Annotated in this window: 13 protein-coding genes and 1 pseudogene; 7 read left to right on the top strand and 7 right to left on the bottom strand. The window is 39.1% G+C overall.

Annotated features, from left to right (window positions below; translation table 11 throughout):
• The first annotated feature begins 100 nt into the window (after positions 1–100).
• The 4 genes from B045_RS0104885 to B045_RS0104870 are packed head-to-tail and all read left to right on the top strand — an operon-like array spanning position 101 to position 7,306.
• Entirely contained in the window at positions 101–1,297 is a 1,197-nt protein-coding gene (locus B045_RS0104885; RefSeq protein WP_025882721.1) for an esterase, read from the top strand.
• The gene (locus tag B045_RS0104880; protein WP_025882719.1) at positions 1,297–3,630 is read left to right on the top strand and encodes a glycoside hydrolase family 3 N-terminal domain-containing protein; all 2,334 of its coding nucleotides are present in this window, start codon (positions 1,297–1,299) and stop codon (positions 3,628–3,630) included. The genes B045_RS0104885 and B045_RS0104880 overlap by 1 nt, the downstream gene beginning before the upstream one ends.
• A 20-nt stretch (positions 3,631–3,650) precedes the next feature.
• Positions 3,651–6,011 carry a beta-glucosidase gene (locus B045_RS0104875; RefSeq protein WP_026234341.1) on the top strand — a complete coding sequence of 787 codons (2,361 nt, stop codon included), beginning with the start codon at positions 3,651–3,653 and terminating at the stop codon, positions 6,009–6,011.
• A gap of 53 nt (positions 6,012–6,064) precedes the next feature.
• Positions 6,065–7,306, top strand: coding sequence for an esterase (locus tag B045_RS0104870; protein WP_025882717.1), 1,242 nt, complete (start codon positions 6,065–6,067; stop codon positions 7,304–7,306).
• Positions 7,307–7,322: 16 nt separating this feature from the next.
• Here the strand turns inward: B045_RS0104870 and B045_RS0104865 are convergent.
• A pseudogene (locus B045_RS0104865) lies at positions 7,323–9,243 on the bottom strand (heavy metal translocating P-type ATPase).
• Between the two features lie 134 nt (positions 9,244–9,377).
• Between B045_RS0104865 and B045_RS0104860 the strand changes: the two are divergent.
• Positions 9,378–9,815: a GatB/YqeY domain-containing protein gene (locus B045_RS0104860; RefSeq protein WP_018463149.1), complete on the top strand. Its 438-nt coding sequence runs from the start codon at positions 9,378–9,380 to the stop codon at positions 9,813–9,815.
• Positions 9,816–10,785: 970 nt separating this feature from the next.
• Positions 10,786–11,172, top strand: coding sequence for an HU family DNA-binding protein (locus tag B045_RS14275; RefSeq protein ID WP_025882715.1), 387 nt, complete (start codon positions 10,786–10,788; stop codon positions 11,170–11,172).
• An 81-nt stretch (positions 11,173–11,253) separates the two neighbouring features.
• On the opposite strand, the gene B045_RS0104840 is transcribed toward B045_RS14275, so the two are convergent.
• Positions 11,254–11,799 carry an ABC transporter gene (locus B045_RS0104840; RefSeq protein ID WP_238311951.1) on the bottom strand — a complete coding sequence of 182 codons (546 nt, stop codon included), beginning with the start codon at positions 11,797–11,799 and terminating at the stop codon, positions 11,254–11,256.
• 19 nt (positions 11,800–11,818) lie between these two features.
• Between B045_RS0104840 and B045_RS15770 the strand changes: the two genes are divergently transcribed.
• Positions 11,819–11,944, top strand: coding sequence for a hypothetical protein (locus B045_RS15770; protein ID WP_262502954.1), 126 nt, complete (start codon positions 11,819–11,821; stop codon positions 11,942–11,944).
• Positions 11,945–12,023: 79 nt separating this feature from the next.
• On the opposite strand, the gene B045_RS0104835 is transcribed toward B045_RS15770, so the two are convergent.
• The 5 genes from B045_RS0104835 to B045_RS0104815 form a co-directional block, all read right to left on the bottom strand.
• Positions 12,024–12,944: an ATP-binding cassette domain-containing protein gene (locus tag B045_RS0104835; protein WP_018463144.1), complete on the bottom strand. Its 921-nt coding sequence runs from the start codon at positions 12,942–12,944 to the stop codon at positions 12,024–12,026.
• Between the two features lie 82 nt (positions 12,945–13,026).
• Positions 13,027–13,539 carry a hypothetical protein gene (locus B045_RS15280; protein ID WP_025882712.1) on the bottom strand — a complete coding sequence of 171 codons (513 nt, stop codon included), beginning with the start codon at positions 13,537–13,539 and terminating at the stop codon, positions 13,027–13,029.
• 655 nt (positions 13,540–14,194) lie between these two features.
• Positions 14,195–14,992 (bottom strand): M48 family metallopeptidase, encoded by a 798-nt coding sequence (locus B045_RS0104825; RefSeq protein WP_025882710.1) that lies wholly within the window; start codon positions 14,990–14,992, stop codon positions 14,195–14,197.
• Positions 14,993–15,164: 172 nt separating this feature from the next.
• A complete protein-coding gene (gene cysS, locus B045_RS0104820; protein WP_018463141.1) occupies positions 15,165–16,655 on the bottom strand; it encodes a cysteine--tRNA ligase in 1,491 nt (496 codons plus the stop codon).
• 189 nt (positions 16,656–16,844) lie between these two features.
• Positions 16,845–18,494, bottom strand: a complete 1,650-nt coding sequence (locus B045_RS0104815; protein ID WP_018463140.1) for a DUF6377 domain-containing protein — start codon at positions 18,492–18,494, stop codon at positions 16,845–16,847.
• Positions 18,495–18,539 lie beyond the last annotated feature (45 nt).

Here is an 18,539-nt window from a genome sequence, read left to right as displayed (position 1 = left end):
TCTCGTTCCACTGAATAGCATTAGATAAAATGCTGATTATTTACGATTTACAAAAAACGGGAAAAACATTATATAACAATTATAAAAATTCTGAAACAAGATGAAAAGACAATTGATGACCCTATGCCTGACAACACTGACTGTATGCAGTTTTGCTCAGCAAAACCTCTTTGGTGGACAGGTTCCGAAATCTCCAGAAGTGAATGTTGATAACACAGTAACCTTTCGACTCATGGCTCCAGAAGCACAGAAGGTACAAATAACAGGTGACTTTCTACCCACACAAAAAGTGAATACATCCTATGGTGAATACGATGCCCCGGGCGTAGCCAATCTTACCAAGGACGAGAAAGGACTGTGGACATTCACAACAAAAGAAGAAATCAAACCTGAACTTTATCTATATAATATGATTATTGATGGCGTAAAAGTGACCGATCCTTCCAATGTCTATGCTATTCGCGACATTGCCAACACCACAAGTATCTTTCTCATCAGCGGTGGCCGCGCTGATCTTTATAAAGTAAACAATGTGCCTCACGGAACCGTTTCAAAAATTTGGTACAACAGTCCAACGGCTGGTCTAACCCGCCGCTGTACAGTTTACACCCCAGCAGGTTATGAAACCAGCAAGCAGAAATATCCAGTGCTCTATCTGCTTCATGGCATTGGCGGTGATGAACAAGCTTGGACAGAACTTGGTCGCGCTGCCCAAATTCTTGATAATCTCATCGCTCAAGGCAAAGCAAAACCTATGATTGTCGTAATGACCAATGGAAACATATCACAAGAGGCATGTCCAGGCGAGACATCCCAAGGCTTCATAGAACCCACTATGGCTCTTCCAAAAACCATGGATGGTTACTTTGAGCAAGCTTTTCCCGATGTAATCAAATTTGTAGAAGGCACTTATCGCGTGGAGAGAGATAAAGCGCACCGTGCTATCGCGGGTCTTTCAATGGGTGGTTTTCACTCTCTTTTTATCTCCATCAACAATCCTGACACATTTGACTACGTGGGACTCTTCTCTGCAGCCGTAGACCAACAACAGAAAGGTGGACTTGACGAAATTTATGCCAAACGCGATCAAAAGATTGACAATTTGTTTGCTAAACACCCGAAACTATTCTGGATAGGTATAGGCAAAAGTGATTTTCTCTATAAGAACAATGCTGACTTACGCCATTATCTTGATTCTAAAAACTTCAAATATGAATACCTTGAAACCGAAGGCGGACACATATGGCGCAACTGGCGAATATATTTGAGTGAGTTTGTTCCTAAATTGTTCAAATAATGAAAAGGAAACTTATTTTAATAATAGCTATGGCGGCTTGTTGCTGCCATAGCTCTAGCATTTCTGCACAGCCATGTTTACAGCCAGAAAACATTGACGAGATACTAAAGGTTATGACCGTCGAAGAAAAATGTCACATTGTGTTAGGCTGCGGAATGGGCTACGGAACCGAAGTTAAATTTCCTGGTACAGCTGGAAGTACCTATGCTATTCCCCATTTGGGCATACCATCAATCTACTGTGCCGACAGCAATCAAGGGCTCCGCCTAAGTGCACATCGCGACTATGACAGCCATGATTACTTTTGTACCGACTACATGACGAGCATCACGCTAGCCTCGACTTGGGACAAGCAAGCAGCCTATCTAGTAGGAAAAGGTATCGGAAACGAGACACGCGAATATGGACTCGACTGGATTCTTGCACCGAGCATGAACCTCATGCGCAATGCTCTTTGTGGTCGTAATCATGAATATTATTCGGAAGATCCCTATCTTTCGGGCACAATTGCTGCTTATTATATCTCAGGTATACAAAGCGAGGGCACGGCAGCCTGCATCAAGCATTTTGCAGCCAATAATCAGGAAACCAATAGGAATGCCAACGACAGCCGTGTTAGTCAACGTGCCTTACGCGAACTTTACTTGCGTGGTTTCGAATTAGCTACAAAGATTGGTAACCCTTGGACTGTCATGACAGCTTATAACAGCATTAATGGAAAGCCTACATGTGAAGATCCTTCACTCACTGAAACCATCCTCCGCAGCGAGTGGGGATTTAAGGGATTGGTAGTATCCGACTGGAACGCCGGCAAGAGTGCTACAGCTTCTATGCTGGCAGGCAACGATATGTTACAACCCGGGCAGGATCGTCAGTATCAGGAACTACTGACCAATGCAAAAAACGGAAAGTTGCCTATGACCATACTTAACCGCAATGTGAAACGCATTTTGCAACTCATCGTTAAGAGTCACAGCTTTGCCAATTATCCATATTCCAATGAACCCGACTTGAAACAGCATAGCGCCGATGACCGAAAAATTGGTGCCGAAGGTATGGTCTTGTTGAAAAATAAAGACGTTTTGCCGTTACTGACAGGAAAAAAAGTTGCTCTATATGGCTGTACAAGCTATGACATCATATCAGGTGGGACTGGCTTTGGCGGCACAATGCAGGGCCGTTATACAGTATCGCTCGTCGAAGGGCTCCGCAAAGCAGGTTTCACTATTTACAAACCACTTCTAGACCAATATAAAATGCACATAGCATCGGAACAGAAGCGACTTTATCCTAATGGACTTCCTCCCTTTGCTTTACGTCCACTCAATCGTGCCGAGGAAATTGAAATGACTGACCAGCAGCTGCAAGAAAACGCAATAAACACAGATGTTGCTGTCATCACGATAGGCAGAAAGAGTGGCGAAGCCGCAGACCGAACCCAAGATGAGTTTAATCTTTACAATAAAGAGCTGAAGATGATCAGACAAGTAAGCGAGACTTATCACAAGGAAGGTAAGAAAGTTATCGTACTGCTTAATATTTGCAGTCCTATCGAAACGAGCTCATGGAAATCACTTGTTGACGGTATTCTCTGTACTTGGCAAAGTGGAGAACAAATTGGCAACAGTATTGCCGATGTAGTTTCCGGGGCAGTTAATCCCTCAGGAAAACTTCCTATCACGTTCCAAAATGCCTATGGTGATGCTGCATCCGACAAAAACTTTCCATCCGACGTAAAGGATATGAAAGATTTGGCAACCATGTATATGTGGGGGGAAGCCAATCAAAACAACAAACGCGAACCTAAAGCCAATATCGATTATACCAATTATGATGAGGATATATACGTGGGCTATCGCTATTTCGACAGTTTCAATAAGGAAGTAAGCTTTCCATTTGGCTTTGGTCTCTCCTACACCACCTTTGCTTACAACAAAGCAAAAGTCATTCAGCGGGGTAATGTCTATAATATCAGCATTGAAGTAAAAAATACTGGTAAATATGCAGGACGCAATGTTGTAGAGTTATTTGTAGCTGCCCCCAAAAGTAAAAGCCTCAACAAGCCTATCAAAGAACTGCGTGATTATGCCAAAACACGTTTACTTCAACCAGGTGAAAGCGAGACCATGAATATGAATATAAATACTGATGATCTTGCTTCTTTCAATGAGAAAGCATCAGCCTGGAAGACTGATGCTGGCACTTATCAATTTCTCATCTGCTCTTCTGCCCAAGATGTGGAGGCCCGTTGTCTGGCAACAGTCAAGTCTTCTGTCCGCAAAGTAAACAATGTGATGAAGCCTTTAGTGAAACTTCAACTTCTACATCGCTAATCTATCAACAAAAAGAATCTATGAAAACAAGAAACTTATTTTTTATTGCACTGGCTACCTCACTGGCAATAGCCTGTGTTATGGAAGCCAAGACTATTGATAAGAAAGCCCTACTTCAGCGACTTTCATTGACAGACAAAGCCCACTTTGTCATTGGAACTGGCATGACTGGCATGACTGGAAACAATGCTGTCATAGGATCCACCAAATCGTTGGTATCAGGAGCAGCTGGGACCACTTACCCACTTGACTCACTTGGCATCCCATCCATCGTGCTGGCAGACGGTCCAGCGGGGCTCCGTATTGACGCACATCGCACCGATGATACCGCTACCTATTATTGCACTCACTTCCCTATTGGGACATTATTGGCATCAACATGGGATCAACAGTTGGTGGAAGAAGTAGGAAGAATCATGGGAAACGAGGTCAAGGAGTATGGTGTCGACATTCTTTTAGGACCAGCCGTTAATATTCATCGCAATCCATTAAACGGGCGTAACTTCGAATACTATAGTGAAGATCCACTTGTAGCAGGCAAGACGGCAGCGGCATATATACGAGGAATTCAAAGCAATGGTGTCGGAACAAGCATCAAACACTTTGCATTCAACAACCAAGAGACCAACCGAATGAATACCGATGCTCGTATTTCACAACGTGCTATCCGTGAAATTTACCTCAAGCCCTTTGAAATTGCTATAAAAGAGGCAAATCCTTGGACTGTGATGTCATCTTATAATAAGATCAATGGCACTTATACTTCAGAGAGTAAAGACTTACTCACGACAATTCTTCGCGACGAATGGGGCTACCAAGGTACTGTGATGACCGACTGGTTTGGAGGTAAGGACGGGGCTACCCAAGTGTGGGCTGGCAACGATATGCTACAACCTGGAAAGTCAGAACAATTCTCTTCAATTGTTGAAAACGTAAAGAACGGAAAATTGAAAATCACAGATCTTGACCGCAATATTACACGCATTCTGAATCTCATTGAAAAGACGCCGCGCTATCAGGGCTATCATTATAGCAATAGACCCGACCTTAAAGCACATGCTGCTATAACCCGACAAAGTGCTACTGAAGGTATGGTTTTGCTAAAAAACAATGGAGTGTTACCAATTCAAACCAAGGCTTCTAACACCCAGATTACACTCTATGGTTGCACTAGCTACGATTTTATAGCCGGCGGAACAGGCTCAGGAAACGTGAACCATGCCTATGTCGTGTCACTCTTAGACGGTTTAAAAAATGCAGGGTATTGTGTTGATAATCAGCTTCAAAAGGCATACACTCAATATATCTCAGACTGTAAAGCAGCCGAGAAAGCACACTTGGAAGAGACGAAAAAGAAAGACAAGCAGACAGCCATGCTGACAATGTTCCTTCCTTCGCCCCGCCCTACGGAGATGAACATCACAACTAAGCAGCTGAATCAGCAAGCCAAGACTGCTCAGGTTGCCGTCATCACCTTGGGGCGCATCAGTGGTGAATTTCTGGACCGTAAGCTGGCGGATTTCAATCTTACAAAGAAAGAATATCAACTCATCAGCAAGGTGTGTAAAGCATATCATAAAGTTGGCAAGAAAGTCATCGTACTGTTAAATATCGGTGGCCCCATTGAAACTGCATCTTGGAAGGCTATGCCCGATGCAATTCTTTGTGCTTGGCAAGCTGGCCAAGAAGGCGGGAACTCTGTAGCTGATGTGATTAGCGGTAAGACATCACCTTCTGGAAAGCTTACGATGACTTGGCCTATCAATTTTACTGATGCTTATTCCTCTAAAAATTTCCCGATAGACAAAATGCCCGACCTGAATATGACCAACCAAGGCAAGACTGGAAACAACGAGAAGAACGTTGACTACACGAACTATGAGGAAGATATTTACGTAGGATATCGTTATTTTGACAGTTTCAACAAGCTGGTTTCTTATCCTTTCGGCTATGGACTCAGTTACACAAAGTTTTCCTATTCTAATGCTAAAGTCAACAATAATGGTGATATAATTACCGTTACAGTAAATGTAAAGAATATCGGAAAGACAACAGGCAAAGAAATTGTCGAGCTCTATGAAACTGCTCCCAACAGCAAAAAACTTAATAAACCAGCTAAAGAGTTAAAGGCTTTTGCCAAGACAAAGGTCTTGAAACCTGGTGAAACAGAAGTTGTTACACTCACAGTCAAAACGGCTGATTTGGCTTCCTTTAGTGAAGCATCATCAGCATGGAAAATAGATGCAGGAATATATCAGCTACTCATCGGTACTTCGTCACGTGATATCAGAGCTACTCTCTCCACCCATGTCAAGGCACAAGAAAGCCCAGTTCACAATGTACTTGCCCCTCAAGAACCTCTCAATCTGCTGCATCGCTAATCCATAATTATGCAGTATAAAAGAATTATTATTATTACAAAAATCAATAAGCAATGAATAAAAAACTAATAATCACAGCTGTACTTGTCTCCATTATTGGGACAAGCTGCATGGCACAAGAGAAACTTTTCAATGGTACCAACATTCAATCACCGGTCAAAAATGCAGACGAGACCGTCACTTTTAACCTCTATGCTCCACAAGCACAGAAGGTAAGCGTGAGCGGAGACTTCCTTCCTACGATCAAGATGCAGACTAGTCGCGGTGAATATGACGCACCAGGAAGTGCTCAACTCGTGAAAAATGAGAAAGGACAGTGGAGTTATACCACTACCGTTCTGCCTTCAGAACTCTATTCCTACACTTTCAATGTCGATGGTTTGAACATAAACGACCCTAATAACATCTACATGAACCGCGACATCACCACCTACAGCAGCATTTTTATTACCACCAAAGAAAAGGGTGACAAGGGTGACCTTTACAGCGTCAACGATGTTCCTCACGGAGATGTGGCTAAAGTTTGGTATTCCAGTCCTACGTTGAAGATGAACCGTCGTATGACAGTCTACACACCAGCTGGCTATGACAAGGGCAAAGCTTACCCTGTTTTATATCTGTTACATGGTGCTGGTGGCGATGAAAACGCATGGAGCGAACTGGGGCGTACCGCACAAATCATGGACAACTTAATTGCAACAGGCAAAGCTAAACCGATGATTGTGGTCATGCCTAACGGTAATCCTAACTGCCAAGCAGCCCCAGGAGAATGGTCATTTGGTATGTATACACCATCATTCATGGGCAACACAGGACCAACAGCTCCCGCTGCGGCTAGTATGGAAGAAAGTTTTATGGACATCGTAAAGTATGTAGACAGTCACTACAAGACTATCAAAAGTCGTGAAGAACGTGCCGTCTGCGGTCTCTCTATGGGTGGTGGACAAACCTTTAGCATCAGCCGTCTCTATCCAATGGACTTCAGTTACTACGGTCTTTTCTCGGCGGGCTTACACTTAAATAAAGACATCAATCTGAAAGATTCATCCATCTATTATCAAATGAAAGCCGACAATGTTTACCAAGAGCAAATGAAGAAGCTCTTTAAAAGCAACCCGAAACTCTACTGGATTGCTATCGGCAAATCCGATTTTCTTTATAAAGCCAACGCAGACTTGCGCAAGTTCCTAGACGAAAACCATTATCCATACGAATACATGGAGACCGATGGGGGGCATATATGGCGCAACTGGAGAATTTATCTGGCAACATTTGCACAGAAATTGTTTAAATAAAAACAAAAAGTGGGACTTAAATCCCACTTTTTTTCGTTAAGAATATACGTGTACTGTTCATAACAGCAAGCAATGCTACTCCACTATCGGCAAACACAGCTTCCCAAAGATTGGCGACACCAAAGACTCCTAGTACCATCACAAGAAGTTTTACACCTATCGCAAACACGATATTCTGATATACAATTCTTCGTGTGCGCTTACCTATTGCAATAGCTTCAGCAACCTTTCCTGGTTCGTCTGTCTGAATAACCACATCAGCGGTCTCCACTGCCATATCCGATCCCATTGCGCCCATTGCTACACCAACATCACTCAGCGCCAATACAGGAGCATCATTAATGCCGTCTCCAACAAAAGCAACCTTCTTGCCTTGTTCTTTAAGTGCAGAAATATGTGACACCTTATCTTGCGGAAGCAGGTCACCAAATCCTGTGACATGAGTCTCGCTGTCTTTATTCAGTGACGCTACAAGTTTGTCTATCAACGCCTGTTTGTCACCACTCAATATCTGCATAATCTTAACGCCCTGTCTTCTGAGTCGTTGTGGAAGAGTCGCTGTATCTTTCTTGGGAGTATCTGCAAGTAATATATAGCCGATTAACTGTCCTTTCTTTGCTACAGCAACAATTGTCTCAGGAATACTTTCTAATGACTTACCATACTCAACTCCATTATCACGAAGCAATTTCAGCGTTCCAATGAGCATATCTCCATATTCAACTCCTGCCCCTGGAATATTTTTCAATAATGAGTCATCTACAGTCACGTTGTCTTTACCAGCATATTTTGTAATAGCAGAAGCTATTGGATGACTACTAAACGCTTCTACGGCGGCTACTAAAGCCATATCTTCATCAGAAATACCTACAACCTGCTGCACTTTGAATTCGCCTGTTGTGAGAGTTCCCGTCTTATCAAACACCACTGCGTCAAGATTTGCAATAGCGTCAAGATAATTGCTACCCTTGAAGAGTATTCCTCTTTTACTAGCCGCACCGATACCGCCGAAATAACCTAAAGGTATGCTGATAACTAGTGCACACGGACAACTGATAACAAGGAATACAAGCGCACGCTTGAACCACTCAGAAAAAACGTAATCATAAGTTGTGGCAAAAGAAAGTAACCATGGAAGAACAACAACGAGTACTGCAAGCAATATCACGACTGGAGTATATACATGCGCAAACTTATGGATAAATGTCTCTGTAGGGGATTTACGATTTGCAGCCTCCTCAACCATAGACAAGATTCTGCTTATTGCACTCTCGGCAGAGATACGTGTCACAGCAATACGTATCACGCTGTCTGTAGCAATCATTCCAGCCATCACTTCCTTTCCTGTCTCAATCAGTCGTGGGACAGATTCACCTGTTAGTGCAGCTGTATTCATTGATGTAGCAGCAGTAACGAGTTTGCCATCCAAAGGTACACGTTCTCCTGGTCTCACCTCAATGATATCATCAATATTCACCTCTTCAGGTTTAACCTCTTTATATTCCTGTCCATGCACTATTCTTGCCATGTCTGGGCGAAAGGCAACAAGACTCTTTATATTGTCACGTGCCTTGTCAACAGCCTTATCCTGCAAAGCCTCTCCTATTGAGTAAAGCAACATCACTGCCACAGCCTCAGGGTACTCCCCCAGAGCAAACGCTCCTATCGTGGCAACAGACATTAGCATAAATTCACTGAAGAAGTCAGTATCGTCAACAATAGCTTCCCAAGCTTCCTTCATTACTGGCAAGCCTACCGGCATGAAAGCAATGACATACCATACAAGTTTGAGTGTGTTGTTTTCAAACATGTTCACACCTTTTGCACTGGCTATCATACCTACAACGAGCATTACCGCAGACATGATTATCTGCCAAAGTGCCATTCCCTCTTCTTCATGCTCATGACTATGCATATTTTTTTCTTCCATAATTAATCTTATTATTGTTTTCGAGGGCAAAGGTATAGAAAAGGAAATACAACCTGGTTGCAAAGTCAGTTAAACGCAAAAATAGTATCTTTGGCACTATTTTTGCTCATTAACAAGCAAACACATATAATATATAAGCTTATGTATAACAGTGAAATCAACAAAATGATTATGACTTCTATGAAGTCTGGTGACAAAGAGAAGTCAGCAGTTTACCGCCTTCTTAAGAGTGAGTTTCTAAAGTTCACAACCGCGAAAAACGCAAAACCTCTAGACGATGCCGCAGAGATTCAGATTATACGCAAAATGGTGAAAGAACGCCAGGAAAGCGAAAAAATATATCTTGCTAACAACCGCCAAGACCTTGCCGACAACGAAAAGGCTGAATACATCATTTTAGAAACCCTACTTCCTCAGGCTCCTTCAAATGACGAAATAGATGCTTTCATCAAGTCTTCTTATCCTGACGGAATAGAACAAAAGCAGATGGGTGCGGTGATAAAGGAAGTAAAAGAAAAATGGAGTTCTGCTGACGGCAAGGTCGTTTCTGATCTTGTACGTTCACACATAACAAAATAATATTCTTATTTCATGGAGACATGAAAAAAATATGGGCTGGCATATTGTGATGTGCCAGCCCATATTATTTTCGCGATTATAATATTTCATGTCGAGAAAATGTACCTAAAACTTAAACTTTTCTATCAAGGAACTCCAAAAGCCACATATTGAAATCTATGTCAGCAGATGCATCCTTTGATTCATCCCCATTACTCGTTAAAAGTAGATTATCTTTATTCATAATTATTTGTTTTTTAAAAATCAAGTGCAAATATAGCATTATTTCCGAAATATCAAACATATCCCCCCAATTGTTTTATATAAAAATTGCACAATCGTTTGCACAACGAATTAAACATACCCCAAAAACGTTGTTATTATTTATGACACACGTATGTTTCGTATGCTCTCTTTTGTATTTCCTCCCCAAGTGCAATTCTATCTTTGCATCGCTAATCGACACATGGAAAACGAAAATTCTAAAAATGTTAAAAAAAACATACATAACATACATGCTAGGGTTAAATCGCTTACTATCAATACGTTTGCTAATGTATGATATAGCCATATCATACATGTTTCATACATGAATCATACATGGTCTTTACCCAATTTCTACGACATAAAAAAAATAGAATAAGGAAACACTATAAATTGATTGATTGCAACCATAAAACACAGGCAAAGGTAGAACGACTTTTGCCTAACCGTGGATTTTAATCAAGAAGAGTAACAGTTAGTATGGAATACCTGCTCATTATAACAGAATAATCAGCCAGCGCAACAATAACAAAATCACCATTTTCGTTGCGCCGTTGAGTAATAAGGCCCATATTACTCTGCAACGCATGTAGGACTTCTGAGTGATATGGGCCTTATTACTCCGTTCCATGTATGTTTTTAGGTAATCATACATAATCTAACAAACTGAATTGCAAATAGTTACGCAAAAACATGTAGGATATTGGATTTTAAAACTAAAAAAAATATGGCAATACAATGCACACTAGAGAAGTCCAGAAGTGAGGAAAAACATTTTGCACGAACTAGAAAGACAGGTAAAATTGACATGAACGAAATTTCCGATGAGATACAAAGAAACTGTTCCGCCACATGCAGCGACGTGAAGTTGGTACTTACAGAGTTGATAGATGTAATCCATGATCACCTTCTTAATGGTGAAGAAGTCACCGTAAATTGTCTTGGCAGTTTTCACGTAGGAGTAACGAGTGATTCTGTCTCCAATCCTGCCGATTTCAAGCAATCAAACATCCATGGTGTCCATCTCAAATTCCGTGAGGATACTAAGCGAGATTCCGTAACTTGGAAGCTCACACGTAGCTTGACAGATAATGCTACTATCGAAATTCGATAGTAGCATTGTATAAATCCGTTTTCCCCAGCAGATTAATATCCTTGATTGCTAAATACTTGTCTTCATAACATGAAGCTTCCCTTAGAATTTAGACAAGGAACCAGACTTCTTGGATTCTTTTAGATAATATTTCAAAACAACATAACCTAATGCCATCATGAGCAGGTCATTGATAATTATGATGATATAGGCATTTGCACTGATTTGGGTTTTTCCTCTCAAGAATAATTGGATAGTTGCGTTAGCCTTAGCAAAGGGAAAGAGTATCGTCAATATCGGTTTCTTGTTTAAGAAGATTGCTCCATAAGTAAGAATACCAAAAAGTATGGACGATACCATGCTGTAGAAATTTGAGATATTTTTGTATTTCAAAGCAAACGAGGCACACGTCATACCAATACCAATGAGTGAGAATATTGCAATAAGGAGCAATGGTAAAACGTAGATCCATTGCAATATCATACTAAATTTCACATTTGGCACAAACAATAAACATAAGGATAAAGTAAGCATTGATTCTATGATGGATAATATACTTACGGCAACTCCCTTTATGATTAGTAGGCTATAGAAGGAACGCGCATTAAGATATAACTGTTCCAAAGTGCCTTGAGTGTTTTCTTTCATAATAGATTCTACAATAGATATGAAACTATTATTGGTAATGAGCCAAATCATAAATGAACTGACAAATATCGGTACATTGCTCGGATGCTTAGCGCAAAGAACATGGGATACGATTACGCTTAAAACTGCCCAGAAAAATATATAGAATATTGTGTCAAACTTGTATCGCATTGCGATTTTACATGTCTTCTCAAATTCTTGGATAAATAAATTCAAATAGTATTTCATGGTTCTTTATTTAGATAGAAATTCGTAATATTTTGATTCGCAGCCTCTACACAAACGATCTCGTGACCAGCATCGTTCAATTTATGTATCTCTTCGCCTAACAGTAAAGAAGAAGTCGATATCTTAATGGTGCAATATTGGCCACATGCGTCAATAACTTCTAAACCATCATCATTTATTTTATCAATATCCGGATGATTAATTCGTATGATAAATGTATCGTCGCTTTCTCCAATATCTTTCTTCTCTACCATCATTCCATCCTGCAATTTGTATATCTGAGTGGCAGTATTTTCAATGAAACTAAAGTCATGGGATGTGATGATAATAGATCTATTTGAAGTGAATTCAGGACCTCTAAGGAATTTACTCAAGTTGATACTGCTCTCCATATCAAGTCCAAGAGTTGGCTCGTCTAAGAAAGTCACGGGGGTATTCATGCTCAATGCACATACAACGGCAACTTTCTGCTGCATACCTCTTGATAGATTTTCTACCATTTCTCCCTTTTTCTCATACAGATTGAGTTTCTGAAATAGATTGAGACTATACTCCTTGATGGTTTCAAAAGAAAGACCTCTCAATGTGGCGAAATACTTGATGTTTTCTAGTGGCGTAAGTTTGTAATACAGATTGCGACTTCCTTCAGACAACAGAGAAAAAGTTTGGCTTTTCTCCTTTTTAGTCATGCTTTTCAAATCTTTACCACAATAAGCGACTTGTCCTTCATCGAAATTGAGCAAATCAGTACATATCTTGATTAATGTCGTCTTCCCGACCCCATTAGGTCCTAGAATAGCTGTCACGCCATTACCAAGCTCTAAATTTACATCTTTGAGAACATCAATAGCACCAGAGGAGGTTTTATAAGACTTCTTCAAGTGCTTAACAGTAAGTATATTTTCAGATTGTTCCATCCATTTATATTATAAAATCTAGAGTAATACTTTCCTTTGAGTTTTTAATGCTAAAATGATACACGCTCAATCGCAATAAGCATTACTTGTTTTTGTTCTTAAACAATGCATTAATAGAGTAATTTATAATGGTATAATCTTTTATTCTACTAGTACGTTCATTATTTACCGTAGACTTCAACAATAATTTTAAGATTTGAGACTTTTGGACATCCGAAAGTATTGAACTGTAATCTCTTTTAAACTCCAATTCATCATAAATCACAACTCCACCTTTACCGACATAGAGCTTAATAACCATCGAATATCTGGATGTACAAAGTTTTTGTATCTCAGCAGGCCTAGCAACCTGAGTAACAGCACATCTGCATAAAGACATTAGGCTATCCCTAGTATCACCTTCAAGGAGCCCGAAATCCATAACACGATCCAATTCTTTGACAGTAGTATTCTTTTTTGCCTCAAAAATATCATAATCCCTTTTGACGAAGAATTTTAATCTTGGTTTCGACGTACTATCACAAATCAATATATCATTTTCCACATTGGGAACAGTGGTATTTTTAAGTATTTTACTTTGTGATGAGCTACTCAAACACAGAAAAATACATATTGAGAACAAGGAAAACCTTTTCCAAAAATTACGTTTCATAATAGACTATTTAAATGTGTATAGCATTTATATATACACTTCATTTTGTAATAATTACTCACCTAAGTGAAGCTGAGTACAAAAGCATCGAACATACTTTCCTTATCATAATTCATCACAACTAAAGTAGGCTGCGCCTAACCATAATAGTTTAAGTATTAATAATGGCAATATATGGAATCAACATCGCTTGTTGTTTTAAATTTTTCATTCATCATTTATCATTAGAGTGGTTATTAAATTAGGGGAATAAGCCCCTCTTTCTTTTGTAAATATAGACAAAAATATTGTACGTTATTATTTACGGGAAGAATTTTAACACAAATTCGTTATAATAATCATATCTTCAAAAACACTTATCTTTATAAATTGAAAACAATACTAACTGATAAGCTAAAAGGCAAATAGGAATATATATATATGAATAAGAAGGACAAAATAGAGAACGTTTTGATACAACAAAAAAACTGCCTTAAAGTATTCGCTTTGAGGCAGTTCGTATATTAAGAAATTGTATATAGAGCTTTCAACAACAAGTCTACTTCTCCATTTTACATATTTATTTGCACAAATTCGTTATAAAGAGGAATGTTCTCTTTTACTTCGTAGGTTTTGCGATACCCTCTTTTGTCGCACGTTCTTCCATACGAGCAATACGTGTAACTAAGTCAGGATGTGAAGAAAATAATTGATTAATCTTGCTGTTCTTTTCTCCACCAGCTTTATCTTGTAACTCTTTCAACTTTTTGAAAGACAAAGCCATTGCCCAAGGGTTTTTCCCAGATCTTTTTAAAAAGTCATAACCATAATCATCCGCGTTACGCTCTTGACTTTGAGAATAGGTAGAGTTTACTAGCGCTTCACCTAAATCACCTAATTGGGAATCTGTAAGTTTAGCCACTGTTCCACCCTGTGAAGCCGCTGCATCCTTCAATGCAGAAGTAAGTAAGGCTGTGCGAAAAGCTTTCTTAGAATCTTTATGTGCCACATGACCTATTTCATGACCTATAACTCCAAGTAATTCGTCATCGGTCATAATATCCATTAACGAAGAAAATACCCTGACACTGCCATCTGCGCACGCAAATGCATTAATATCTGTAACATAATATACCTTGAAATTCAATTTTACACCTTCAACGTCACTCAATCCCTGTGTCAGTTTATTCAGACGAATAGTGTATTTGCTTTTTTCATCACACACCTTATTATGGCTATCCATCCAGTCAATATACTCTTTTACATATGCAGCCATATCAGCATCAGAAATTACAACAGCTTGTACAGCTTTTGATGCACCACCAATTACTTTCTTAAAATTAAATTGTGCCGCAGCCGGCATTGAACACGCTAAAAGTATTACTAAGATAATACGCTTGATTAGTTTAAAATTCATCTTCTTTTATATATTAAACATTGATTAAATTTATAATAGTATTTCAAAACTTGTCATAAGAACTTGCTAACATTTTTACAATTTAAAATCCCCTCTCTTTACGGGAGGGGATTTAAAAGGCACACATTGACTTGTGCGCTTATTTCATTTAGACAATACTAGTTCGTATATCTTATTTGTTTAACTTCCAAGTGACACCATCCTTCGTGTCTTTAACTTCGAAGCCAGCATTTGCAAGGGCATCACGTATCTGGTCGCTCGTAGCCCAGTCCTTATCAGTCTTTGCCTTTGTACGAAGCTGAAGAACCATATCTACTACCTTTCCGTAAGCCTCTTCACGTGCATCGTTGTTTGCACCCTTCTCGCTCTTCAAACCTAACAAGTCGAAAGCAAAAAGATTCATTGTCTCTGAAAGTTCCTTCAGACACTCTGCACAAATCTGAGCCTTGTGGTCAAGTAAGTTATTGATAAGGTGACATGCCTCAAACAGGTAGCTGATAACAAGAGGAGTCTGCAAATCATCGTTCATTGCATCATAGCAACGCTGGCGCAAAGCCTTCACAAATTTATCAGTCTCAGCATCGCATTCTTTTGATACCTGAATACGATCTATATCAGAGATACCGTTCATCAGTCTCTCATAGCCTTTCTGGGCAGCAATCAAAGCCTCGTTAGAGAAATCAACTGTGCCACGATAATGAGCAGAGAGAATGAAGAATCTTATCGTCATAGGACTGTAAGCCTGAGTAAGACTCTCATGATTACCCGTGAAGAACTGTTCCAGAGTGATGAAGTTACCAAGACTCTTTCCCATCTTCTGTCCGTTTATAGTTATCATGTTGTTGTGCATCCAGTAGTGGACCATCTGATCACCCTGACTTGCAACAGCCTGTGCTATCTCACATTCGTGATGAGGGAAGACAAGATCCATACCTCCACCATGAATATCGAAATGACTACCTAGATATTTACGTCCCATTGCAGTACACTCACAATGCCAACCTGGGAAGCCTACACTCCAAGGACTAGGCCAACGCATAATATGTTCAGGCTGAGCCTTCTTCCACAAAGCGAAATCTACTTGATTATGCTTCTCGCTGACACCATTGAGTTCGCGAGAATTATTTATCATGTCGGTAAGGTTACGACCTGAAAGAATACCGTATTTATGATCTTTATCGTATTTCACTACATCGAAATACACACTACCATTACTCTCATAAGCATAACCGTTGGCAAGGATTTCCTTCACCAACTCTTCCTGTTCAATGATATGACCAGTAGCATGAGGTTCAATAGACGGTGGAAGCACGTTGAGCGCCTCCATAGCATCATGATAGCGATTTGTGTAATACTGCGCAATCTCCATTGGTTCAAGCTGTTCAAGACGAGCTTTCTTCTCAATCTTGTCATCGCCCTCATCAGCATCATGCTCAAGATGACCTACATCAGTGATATTGCGAACATATCTCACCTTATAGCCCTGATGTTTAAGATAGCGGAACAATATGTCGAAAGTTATCGCAGGACGTGCATGTCCAAGATGCGCGTCACCATAAACAGTAGGTCCGCACACATACATACCAACATTAGGAGCATGCAACGGTTTGAACAACTCTTTATGTCGAGTAAGAGTATTATAGATTAAAAAATTCTGTTCCATAACATATTTATATTACTAATGTGATTGCAAAGTTAATGCAAAATAGGGTAAAATCAAAATATTTCCCTCGTTTCTTATCATTACTTTATTCCCTTTCCAAATTCGGTAGGTGTCATTCCAAATGCTTTTTGGAAAAAATCTACAATGAATATAACTTCTGACACCGAATAGTAATTCGTTCAACTCGGATTATTTAATAATAGTACAGAGATTCTGTACATCATATTCAAAAGTATCCTTATTTTTTGCTCTATTTTTTACTGTTGAGCGGTAATTGTAGATGGTTTGTGGGGAATAGAAAAGCAGAGATGCTATTTCTGAACTTTCTAGTACACCTAACCGGATCAAAGCATAAATTCGCTGTTCATTAGTCATAGAGCTTTTGATGGTTTTGCCTGTCTTTTTGGGTTGTGGATCAATCAGAAGATTGTTAAATTCATCAATAAAAGTAGGATAAAGGTCAAGAAAAGCTTTATCAAATCGATTCGTAAATGTCGTAGCATTTTCTTCGGACAAGCGCGAGGAAGATATTGTGCTAAGAAGTTCGTCAACTTGGTGAGCTTTTATTTTTCTCTGTACTAAATTCTGATATTTACTTAACCTATCAATATACTTGGCACATAAGTCAATATATAGTTTAGCTAGTCCTTCTCTTTTTCGATTAGTATCAAGAAGTTCAGAGTTAAGAATGTTCAATCGGTTGTTGAACAGAATAAGCTGGTCATTGCTCTTATATAATTGTTTTCGATGTAAAGTAAGAAGTTTGTTTTGTCGGAATATTAAAACAATACCGAAAAGAGATATGATGATAAGTATGGAAATTATAATAAGAGTGAATTCTAGTTTGCTATTATTTGATTTAATCATACTCTCGTAAGTTGAAACAATTATTGGCAATTTTTGTGATATTTCGAGTATTCTAAGCCTGTTATTATATAATTTTGCATCCTCCAAAGCAATCTTGATATATTTATCGGCACGTTCTACATTATTTACCCTTTTTTGTCCTCCTTTGAACAGAAAGATAGCAAGATCCTGCAATGCGAGATTTTCCCGTGTATTACATAGTGCATCGCCGATACAAGCTTGAATGAGATATTTTTCATATTTAGCAGTATCACCATGCGCATTATAATTGTTAGCAATAGCAAAGCTGGCCATTGCATAGTATCGCGAAGTTTCTTTCTGATGATGAATGGTCTTGAAATAGTAGTCAAGAGCCTTTTTATCATTTCGCGTGACATATATATAGTATTCACCGTGATAAAAATCGTATTCCGGCATGTTTCTGGTCAAATATGGCATGGCCATTTTGAGGCTATATGCTGCCAATGCCCTATATCTTGGAGAATAATAGTCATCATTACAGTAATCACTCCTGTATGAATAGAGAGTAAAGCGAGTAATATAATATAGGAAATACAACTTTGGTGATATTTTCTTTACTTGAATCGCATTCAGCAAATTGGATGCTTCACTATAAAGTCCTCCAATACCAAAAAGTTGCACTTTATAGAGCAAGTTTTGAATAACATGATCAGTTCCTTTTATTTGCTGGGAGAGGAGAATAGCTTTGTTTATATATACCCTAGCAGAATCAAATTGGTATACATAGTATTCCTGATAAAGATCTTCATAAATTTTTAACAGTTCTTCCTTGCTTTGCTTTTTTTTAGCATAGTTTTTAAGTATACTAATATACATTTCTTTGGAATTGTGATATGCTTCACGATTGGAAAGAATACTATCCAATCGTAAAAGGAGTCTCTGGTTTGATGCCTGACAGGACAATCCCGCAAGCATACAGAAAAAAATAGTATATAAAAGGCGTTTTAACATGGTTTTTAAATTATTTCTGCAAATATAACAAAAAATAAGATATTA

It is taken from the genome of Segatella paludivivens DSM 17968 = JCM 13650 (assembly GCF_000373185.1).
GTDB lineage: Bacteria > Bacteroidota > Bacteroidia > Bacteroidales > Bacteroidaceae > Prevotella > Prevotella paludivivens.
The sequence above is the reverse complement of the archived record's forward strand: the minus strand, read 5'-3'. Positions and strand labels throughout refer to the sequence as shown.

Coding starts and splice junctions, on each gene's coding strand:
- B045_RS0104870 (WP_025882717.1), top strand. CDS start 6,065: ATGAATAAAAAACTAATAATCACAGCTGTACTTGTCTCCATTATTGGG.
- B045_RS0104815 (WP_018463140.1), bottom strand. CDS start 18,494: ATGTTAAAACGCCTTTTATATACTATTTTTTTCTGTATGCTTGCGGGA.
- B045_RS0104825 (WP_025882710.1), bottom strand. CDS start 14,992: ATGAATTTTAAACTAATCAAGCGTATTATCTTAGTAATACTTTTAGCG.
- B045_RS14275 (WP_025882715.1), top strand. CDS start 10,786: ATGGCAATACAATGCACACTAGAGAAGTCCAGAAGTGAGGAAAAACAT.
- B045_RS0104875 (WP_026234341.1), top strand. CDS start 3,651: ATGAAAACAAGAAACTTATTTTTTATTGCACTGGCTACCTCACTGGCA.
- B045_RS0104885 (WP_025882721.1), top strand. CDS start 101: ATGAAAAGACAATTGATGACCCTATGCCTGACAACACTGACTGTATGC.
- B045_RS0104880 (WP_025882719.1), top strand. CDS start 1,297: ATGAAAAGGAAACTTATTTTAATAATAGCTATGGCGGCTTGTTGCTGC.
- B045_RS0104835 (WP_018463144.1), bottom strand. CDS start 12,944: ATGGAACAATCTGAAAATATACTTACTGTTAAGCACTTGAAGAAGTCT.
- B045_RS15770 (WP_262502954.1), top strand. CDS start 11,819: ATGAAACTATTATTGGTAATGAGCCAAATCATAAATGAACTGACAAAT.
- B045_RS0104840 (WP_238311951.1), bottom strand. CDS start 11,799: ATGAAAGAAAACACTCAAGGCACTTTGGAACAGTTATATCTTAATGCG.
- cysS (WP_018463141.1), bottom strand. CDS start 16,655: ATGGAACAGAATTTTTTAATCTATAATACTCTTACTCGACATAAAGAG.
- B045_RS0104860 (WP_018463149.1), top strand. CDS start 9,378: ATGTATAACAGTGAAATCAACAAAATGATTATGACTTCTATGAAGTCT.